Annotated in this window: 4 protein-coding genes and 1 pseudogene; 2 read left to right on the forward strand and 3 right to left on the reverse strand. The window is 71.7% G+C overall.

Going from position 1 to position 8,220, the window contains the following annotated elements:
• Window positions 1-24 precede the first annotated feature (24 nt).
• Window positions 25-183, forward strand: coding sequence for a hypothetical protein (locus tag F5972_RS37630; protein WP_191910447.1), 159 nt, complete (start codon window positions 25-27; stop codon window positions 181-183).
• Between the two features lie 25 nt (window positions 184-208).
• Here the strand turns inward: F5972_RS37630 and F5972_RS33820 are convergent, their stop codons facing one another.
• From F5972_RS33820 to F5972_RS33830, 3 genes are all read right to left on the reverse strand, one after another.
• Window positions 209-3,184 carry an AfsR/SARP family transcriptional regulator gene (locus F5972_RS33820; RefSeq protein ID WP_191910448.1) on the reverse strand — a complete coding sequence of 992 codons (2,976 nt, stop codon included), beginning with the start codon at window positions 3,182-3,184 and terminating at the stop codon, window positions 209-211.
• A 322-nt stretch (window positions 3,185-3,506) separates the two neighbouring features.
• Window positions 3,507-4,991: an endo-1,4-beta-xylanase gene (locus F5972_RS33825; RefSeq protein WP_225312137.1), complete on the reverse strand. Its 1,485-nt coding sequence runs from the start codon at window positions 4,989-4,991 to the stop codon at window positions 3,507-3,509.
• Window positions 4,992-5,506: 515 nt separating this feature from the next.
• Window positions 5,507-7,006, reverse strand: a complete 1,500-nt coding sequence (locus tag F5972_RS33830; RefSeq protein ID WP_150939722.1) for an endo-1,4-beta-xylanase — start codon at window positions 7,004-7,006, stop codon at window positions 5,507-5,509.
• A gap of 849 nt (window positions 7,007-7,855) precedes the next feature.
• Between F5972_RS33830 and F5972_RS33835 the strand changes: the two are divergent.
• Window positions 7,856-8,220: pseudogene (locus tag F5972_RS33835) on the forward strand (SGNH/GDSL hydrolase family protein); the annotation flags it as partial.

Genomic DNA, 8,220 nt, shown 5'->3' on the forward strand with positions numbered 1-8,220 from the left:
CGTGTCGTCCAACCGAGGAGAGAGATGAACAGGATACGCAAGGCGGTGCTGGCGGCCGTCGCGACGGCGGCGCTGCTCGGCGGCTTCGCGGCCCCGGCCGCGGCGTACGAGAACCCCTGCAAGTACGGGCCGTACGGCTGCGACAGCCACTGGATGGACCGGGGCGAGCCCGGGAGCGGCTGACGGATCTCCACCCGGCGCGCCCGCCTCACCCCGGCGGGCGCGCCGGGCCCTTCGTCCCGTCGAGATCCCGCAGCGCGCGGGTCGCCCGGTCGTGCCAGAGCGGCAGCCCGATCTCCTCGAACGCCTCCGCCGCCCGGCTCAGCAGCGACGCCGCGAGGGGCAGGTCGTCACGCAGGGCGGCGAGCCGGCCGGTGGTCAGCCGCGCACGTGCGGCCACGAACGGCTCGCCGACCTCGGTGGCGAGCCGGAGCGCCGACTCCAGCAGTTCGGCGGCGCCGTCGAGATTCCCCGCCAGCAACCGGGCCTCCCCGCCGCCGAGCAGCGCGTGGGCCTCGCCGATGCGGTCCCCGGCGGCCCGGGCGGCCGCGCCCACCTGCCGGTAGGCCGCCTCGGCCGCCGCCGCCCGTTCCTCCCGCAGCAGCAGGGCGCCCATCCGGTTGAGGATCTGGGCGGTTCCCCGTAGATCGCCCAGCTCGCGGTAGACGGCCAGCGCGGTCTCCAGGAGCGGGCCCGCCTCCCCGGTCCGGTCGTGCTCGATGTGGATCTGGGCGATGCTGCCGAGCACGTGCGCCTCGGCATGCCGGTCGCCGACCTCGCGCAGCATCGACAGCGCCCGCTCGTAGCTGGCGAGCGCGTCCTCTCCCCGCCCCTCCACCCGCTCGATCAGCGCGGCGTTGCGGATCGTCAGGGCCTGGCCGTGCCGGTCGCCCACCTGCTCGAAGAGCCGCAGCGCGGCGTCGAAGTGCGGGCGCGCGCCGGCGTAGCGCTGCCGGAACACCGCCAGCGTGCCGAGGGAGTAACGCATCGCGGCCTCGCCGCGCGCGTCGCCCGCCTCCCGCGCCGTCGCCAGCGCGGTCTCCGATGTGCTCCGCCAGTCGTCGAACAGGCCCTGCGCCTCGAACAGGGTCACCGCGGTCATCGCCAGGTCCCAGCACGTCTCGCTCAGCCCGAGGCGGGCCGCGTGCCGCACCGCCGCCACCAGCCCGGCGCGCTCGCTGCGCAGCCAGCCGGCCGGGTCGGCGAGCAGCCGCCGGACCGCCGCCGGGCCGCAGTCCCACCGCGTGCCCTTTCCGTGCAGCACCGTGTAGTCGCCGCCGTACTGCAGCCGGTGCGCCTGCTCGGCGAGCCGGAGATACCCCCCGGCCAGCCGGGACAACGCCGCACCGGCGACCTCCGGCGGGTCCTCGGCCACTCCGCGCTCCCGGGCGTGCAGCCGCACCAGGTCGTGGAGGCGGTAGCGCGGCTCGCCGATCGAGTCGAGCCCGGCGTACTCGACGAGCCGGGCCTCCACCAGGCCCTCCAGCACGTCCTCGGCGTCGCGCGGCGCGGCGTCCAGGAGCGCCGCGGCGACCCAGCCGGCGAAGTCCTGGGTCTCCAGCAGCCCGAGTCGGCGGAGGAGGGCACGGCTCGGCCCGGCCAGCCCGGAGTAGCCGAGGGCGAGGCTGGCCCGCACCGACAGGGACCCGTGGGTGAGCTCGTCGAGCCGGTCATGCTCACCGGCCAGCCGGGCGACCAGCCGTTCGACGCTCCAGTGCGGCCGGGCGGCGAGCCGCGCCCCGGCGATCCTGAGCGCCAGGGGGAGCCGTCCGCACAGCGCGGCCAGGCGCTCGGTGGCGGGGATGTCGGCGTCGTCGCCGGTCCGGCCGCTGATGACGTTCAGCAGGTCGACGGCGGCGGCGTCGCCGAGGACGCCGAGCGCGATCCGGTGGGCCCCCGGCAGCGCGGTCAGCGCCGCGCGGCTCGTGACGAGCACCGCGCACCCGCTCCCGGCGGGGAGGAGGGGCTCGACCTGCGCCTCGTCGGCCGCGTCGTCCAGCACCACCAGGACCCGGCGGCCGGACAGGCGGACCCGGAAGGCCTCGGCGCGCTCGTCGAGACCGTCGGGGATCGCCGTGGCCGGCATGCCGAGGGCACGCAGGAACCGGCCCAGCGCGTGCGACGGATCGACCGGTCTCGCCGTCCCGCCGTGCAGGTTCACGTACAGCTGGCCGTCCGGGAAGTGGTCGCGCGCCTCGTGCGCGGCCTGTACGGCCAGAGCGGTCTTGCCCGTGCCCGGCATGCCGGAGATCGCGCACCTGGCCGGTCCGGTGGGCGAGCGCTCGCGCAGGACGGCGGCGATCAGCCGCAGCTCCTCGTCGCGTCCGGTGAGGTCGCCGAGCTGCGGCGGGAGCAGACAGGGCGCGGTCCCCGGCGGCGCGTGCGGCGCGTGCGCCGTCTCCCGGCCGGGGACGGCCGGGCCGATCTCCCTGTCTCCGCGCAGGATCGCCTGATGGAGCGCGCGCAACTGCGGCCCGGGTTCGAGCCCCAGCTCCCCGACCAGGGCGGCACGGGTCCGCCGGTAGAGCTCCAGCGCGTCCGTGCGCTGCCCCGTGTGATGCAGCGCCGCCATCAGCCGGGCCACGGCCGGCTCCGCCAGCGGGTTCTCGTCCACCATCGCGACCAGTTCGTGGACGACCCGGGCGTGCCTGCCCAGGGCCATGTCGGCGTCGATGCGCTCGGTCAGCGCCCATCTGCGCTGCTGCTCCAGCCGTTCGGCCTCCTCGGCCAGCGGGGCCAGGTCGTCCAGGCCGGTGAAGGCGCGGCCACGCCACAGCGCGAGCGCCCGCTCCAGCAGGACGGCCGCGTCCTCGGTGTCACGGCGGCTGTCACGGCGGCTCTCACGGCGCCCCAGCGCCTGCCCGGCCCGTTCGACCAGAGCGGCGAACTCCCAGGAGTCCACCTCGGCGGGCTGCGCGACCAGGGAGTAACCCGAACGGCCGTACTGGATCCGGCCGGGGTCGTCCAGCGTCCTGCGCAACCGGTGCACGATCACCTGCAGGTTCTTGCCCGACTGCGAGCCGGGCCGCCCTCCCCACAGGGCGTCGGCCAGCCGGTCGGCCGGCACCGGACGGCCCTCGGCGCAGATGAGCAGGGCCAGCAACTGCCCCTGGCGCCGTGACGGCAGCGACACCACCCGGTCGTCGACGACGATCTCCACGTCACCCAGCACCTGGAATCTCATGTCGCTCCCGAATGCCGGGGGGGCGCCGGAGGTCATGCCCCAGTCAAGCCCCGGGATGGTACGGCCGGACGTCGCGGTGAGGATAACCCGGACGGTCTTCCCGTATAAAAGGTTTTAGTCAGGGCCAAAGGGGTGCGCGACGGCGAACTGCCCGGCCAGAGGCGGTGCGATCCGGCCGGCGGCGCCAGCGTCTCCGCCCCGCGACACTGTCTCGCCCCGCAACACGAACGAGCGGGCCCGGCCGGGAGTCGTGCTCCCGGCCGGACCCGCTCGGTCCGGTCGTTCGTTTCGTTCTCAGTGGATCTCGGTGGGTCTCACTGGGTCACGGGCTGGTGCAGGTGACGGAGGGGGTGGCCGCGCTGCCGTTGCCGGTGAAGCCGAGGGTGGTGGAGCCGCCCGCGGAGATGGAGCCGTTGTAGGGCGCGTTGCGGACCGTCACGTTGGAGCCGGACACGGTCTGCTGACCGTTCCACAGGCTGCTGATGCTCTGCCCGCCGGGCCAGGTCCAGTTGACGGTCCAGCCGTTCACCGGCGCGCTGCCCGCGGTGACCGTCACCTCGGACTGGAACCCGCCGGGCCAGGAGTTCACCGTCCGCATCGTCGCGCTGCATCCGCCCGGCTCCGCCGACGGCGACTGCGACGGCGACTGGGAGGGGGACTGCGACGGGGACTGCGACGGAGACTGGGACGGCGACTGCGAGGGGGACTGCGACGGCGACTGAGACGGGCTCACCGACGGCGAGGGGCTGGGCGAGACGGGGGGAGCGGCGTTCAGGGCGTTGAGGACCGAGGTGTAGGCGGCCTTCTTGTTACCGCTGCTGTCGAACAGCAGCGGGCTGGTGTTCGCGCCCAGCCAGGAGTCGCTGTCGCGGACGCCCCACACGGTGATGCCGACGCACCGCGACACCGCGAGGCAGTCGTTGGTCACGTTGGCGTAGGTCTGCGCCGAGCCGCCCTGGATGTCCAGCTCGGTGATCGCGACGTCGACGCCGAGGGCGGCGAAGCTGGAGATCGTGGTGCGGTAGTTGCTGTTGTAGGCGCTCTGGCTGTTGAAGTGCGACTGCAGGCCCACGCAGTCGATCGGCACGCCGCGCGACTTGAAGTCCTTGACCATGTTGTAGACGCCCTGCGTCTTGGCCCAGGACCAGTTGTCGATGTTGTAGTCGTTGTAGCAGAGCTTGGCGGCCGGGTCGGCGTTCCGCGCGGTGCGGAAGGCCACCTCGATCCAGTCGTTGCCGGTCCGCTGCAGGTTGGAGTTGCGCCGCCCGCCGGTGCTGTCGTCGAAGGCCTCGTTGACCACGTCCCAGTAGGCGATCTTGCCCTTGTAGTGGGACATGACGCCGTTGATGTGGTCGATCATCGCCTGCCGCAGCGAGCTGCCTTCCAGCGACTGCATCCAGCCCGGCTGCTGCTGGTGCCAGGCCAGCGTGTGACCGCGCACCCGCTTGCCGTTCTGCACGGCCCAGTTGTAGATCCGGTCGCCGTTGGTGAAGGTGAACTGACCGCGGTTCGGCTCGGTCGCGTCGATCTTCATCTCGTTCTCGGCGGTGACCATGTTGAACTCGCGGTTCGCGATGGTCGTGTACTGCGAGTCGCCGAGCTTGCCCCCGCTGATCGCGGTGCCGAAGTAGCGGCCGCTCTGCGCCGCGGCGGCACCCAGCGTGCTCGCCGCCGCGTCGGCGGGGGCCGAAGCCGCCGCGAACGCCGCGACCGCGCCGAGCACACCGAGAGCACCGACGGCCAGAGCCCGGCGCATCCCCGTGAAGGGCTGCCGGGTTCCGGGCCGGGAATTGGCGCGTACGCCCATGCCTGAGCCTCCAAAGCTGAAACGGGAAGGGAGTACTGCGGCGACATGCCGCGCGGGATGGACGCCGGCCCCATCACTGGGACCGGCCACCCGTCAGGCGTCGCGAAACGGCGGCCCCCTGCCTGCGCACCACCACCGGACAGGAGGGCCGCCTCGGGACCTCAGTGTGGAAACCACCCCGAAACATGTCAAGACTGGGGTGAAACTTTCGGAGGCGGCCTATCGCCCATTTGGCATCCCGCCTCGGCATATGGGCTGCCCAGGGCGTTGGAAATTTTCGATCCGGCCACCCCGCCCGAGGGGTGAGAATCACTGAAATTTACATCACCGGACCGCCCGGGCGGCGCGCCTCGGCGACCCGGGCGGCGCCTTCCGATCACTCCCCCACAACTTCCCCCACAACGCGCGAAGGCCCCCGTACGGCGGCGCGCGCCGTACCGGGGGCCTTCTTTCACCACCAGGAGAGGTGGCGGGTGAGCGACCCTGAGAGGAGGAGAGTCAGCGGACGGACTCGCCTAGCTGCTGAAGGTCCACTTCTGGTTGCTGCCGCCGTGGCAGCTGTACAGCTGGAGCTTGGTGCCGTTGCCGGTGCCCTGTCCGACGGCGTCCAGGCACAGGCCCGACTGGACACCGGTGATGGTGCCGTCGGAGTTGACCCGCCACTTCTGGTTGTCGCCGCCCCAGCAGGAGTAGATCTGGATGGCGGCGCCGTTGCCGGTGCCGGCGGCGTCGAGACACTTGTTGCCGTAGACCCGGATCTCACCGGAGGACGAGGACGACCAGGTCTGGTTGCTCTGGCCGTTGCAGTCCCACAGCTGCACCTGCGTGCCGTCGCTCTGGCTGGCGTTGGGCACGTCCACGCAGCGGCCGGAGGCCACACCACGGATCGCCCCGCTGCCCCCGCCGGAGGTCGGGGTCGTCGTCGGCGTCACCGTCGGAGTGGCGCTGGGGGAGTTGGACGGGCCGGGGCCGGCGTTGTTCAGGGCGTTGAGGACCGAGGTGTAAGCGGCCTTCTTGTTACCGTTGCTGTCGAACAGCAGCGGGCTGGTGTTCGCGCCGAGCCAGGAGTCGCTGTCGCGGACGCCCCAGACGGTGATGCCGACGCACCGCGGCACCGCGAGGCAGTCGTTGGTCACGTTGGCGTAGGTCTGCGCGGAGCCGCCCTGGATGTCCAGCTCGGTGATCGCCACGTCGACGCCGAGGGCGGCGAAGCTGGAGATCGTGGTGCGGTAGTTGCTGTTGTAGGCGCTCTGGCTGTTGAAGTGCGACTGCAGGCCGACGCAGTCGATCGGCACGCCGCGCGACTTGAAGTCCTTGACCATGTTGTAGACGCCCTGCGTCTTGGCCCAGGTCCAGTTGTCGATGTTGTAGTCGTTGTAGCAGAGCTTGGCGGCCGGGTCGGCGTTCCGCGCGGTGCGGAAGGCCACCTCGATCCAGTCGTTGCCGGTCCGCTGCAGGTTGGAGTCACGCCGGCCACCACCGCTGTCGGCGTAGGCCTCGTTGACGACGTCCCAGTAGGCGATCTTGCCCTTGTAGTGGGACATGACCCCGTTGATGTGGTCGATCATCGCCTGCCGGAGCGAGCTGCCCGACAGCGACTGCATCCAGCCCGGCTGCTGCTGGTGCCAGGCCAGCGTGTGACCGCGCACCCGCTTGCCGTTCTGCACGGCCCAGTTGTAGACCCGGTCACCGGCGGAGAAGTTGAACTGACCGCGGTTCGGCTCGGTCGCGTCGATCTTCATCTCGTTCTCGGCGGTGACCATGTTGAACTCGCGGTTCGCGATGGTCGTGTAGTTCGAGTCGCCGAGCTTGCCCGAAGCGATCGCGGTGCCGAAGTAGCGGCCGCTCTGCGCCGCCGCCGCGCCCAGCGTGCTGGCCGCCGCGTCGGCGGGGCCCGAAGCCGCCGCGAACGCCGTGACCGCGCCGAGCACACCGAGGGCACCGACGGCCAGAGCCCGGCGCAGTCCTGTGAAGGACTGCCGGGTTCCGGGCCGGGAATTGGCGCGTACGCCCATGCCTGAGCCTCCATAACTAAACGGGAAGGGAGTGAGGCGAGTAGAGTCGCGAGTCGACGCCGCGCTCCCTCGATCGGGAGTGCGTACCACCAGGACGTCGCGGACGGCCCCCCGCCTGAGCACCACCATCAGGCAGGAGATCGCCTCGGGGACTCAGTGTGGAAACCTCGCCGAAACATGTCAAGACTTCAGTGAAAGTTTCGGAACGGCCGGCCCTCGCCGGGCGGCATCGCCCCCCGTGGGCATCGGCCCCGGTCTCCGGAAACGTTGCGGCGAGCCGCCATCTCCGGTCGGGCCGGAATGCCTGAAAGTTTCATCACACATCCCCCGCGCCTGGGGTGAGACGTATGACATAAGACCAGTTGGGCCCGCGCCCGGTCGTCGCGCGCGCCCGACGCGGGCGGAACGGGTCCTTGACGCCACCTTGTCACCTCGGCTTTGCTCCGCCCCACCACCATGTAGGCGCGTCGGACAGAGAAAGGAGCTCGGGCCCTTACGGCGTTGTTAACGTTAACAGCACCTCGTCTCAGCACAGCACCCCGTCTTGAAAGCGCACCCGGCGACCCGAGCGGTACGAGACCCCGGACGGACACCACCCTCCCTCCGCGGCCTCCCCCTCGTCGCCGCTTCCGTCGATGGGAGGTCGCCCGTACAGAGCGCGGGAGGAGCCGGATCGGCCTGCCCGCGACTCCTCGCAGCGGTGCGGCCCGCACCCGACCGCCGGCCATCCGATCATGCCCGGCCGCAGAGCCACCACTTCACGGCGTTCGCCCCCCGAGAGAGCTGGATACAAAAATGTTAGCGATAACAGACAAGAGCCGTCGCCCGCGCAGGTCGAGTGCGCGAAGGTTGCTGACCCGATGGCTGGCCGCGCCGCTCCTGACCGTGGCCATGGCGGCGTCGGGCGCGGTGCTGGGGGCGGGCGCCGCGAGCGCGGAGTCCAACGGCGGGGTGCGGGTGATGCCGCTGGGTGACTCGATCACCGAGGGCACCCAGGTGCCCGGCGGATACCGCATCGGGCTGTGGCAGCGCCTGGCCGCCGGCCGCTACACCGTCGACTTCGTCGGCTCGCAGTACAACGGGCCGGGCAACCTGGGCGACCACGACCACGAGGGCCACCCCGGCTGGCGGATCGACCAGATCGACGCCAACATCACCGGCTGGCTGCGCTCCTACACCCCGCGCACCGTGCTGCTGCACATCGGCACCAACGA

The sequence above is a fragment of the Microbispora cellulosiformans genome (assembly GCF_008728085.1).
Lineage (GTDB): Bacteria > Actinomycetota > Actinomycetes > Streptosporangiales > Streptosporangiaceae > Microbispora > Microbispora amethystogenes.